The sequence below is a fragment of the Pseudomonas sp. HY2-MNA-CIBAN-0224 genome, assembly GCF_040310285.1.
Lineage (GTDB): Bacteria > Pseudomonadota > Gammaproteobacteria > Pseudomonadales > Pseudomonadaceae > Aquipseudomonas > Aquipseudomonas helleri.
Map to the genome: position 1 here is coordinate 1 of NZ_JBEOPQ010000672.1, position 258 is coordinate 258.

Here is a 258-nt window from a genome sequence, read left to right on the forward strand (position 1 = left end):
GAGCTATCTTACGCTTGCCCAGCAGCTAAAGTACGCTGCCGATTAACTTCATATAGCGCCATGCCCGTGGCAACGCTTACATTTAAGCTTTGTAAGTTGCCATGCTCATTGCCTGACATCGGAATATAAACCAGCTCATCACAGCTCTCCGTCGTCAGGCGGCGCATGCCCTCTCCTTCTGACCCCATAATAATAGCTGTTTTACCTGTCAAGTCTGCCTCATGTATCGGCTTCGCCTCTGCATTGAGTGCTGTACCG

General features: G+C 50.4%; 1 protein-coding gene. It reads right to left on the minus strand.

Annotation, left to right across the window (positions count from 1 at the left end; translation table 11 throughout):
• Positions 1-8: 8 nt before the first annotated feature.
• Positions 9-258 (minus strand): TrmH family RNA methyltransferase (locus AAEZ03_RS28000; protein ID WP_350583191.1); only part of this gene is annotated, 250 nt, incomplete at its 5' end.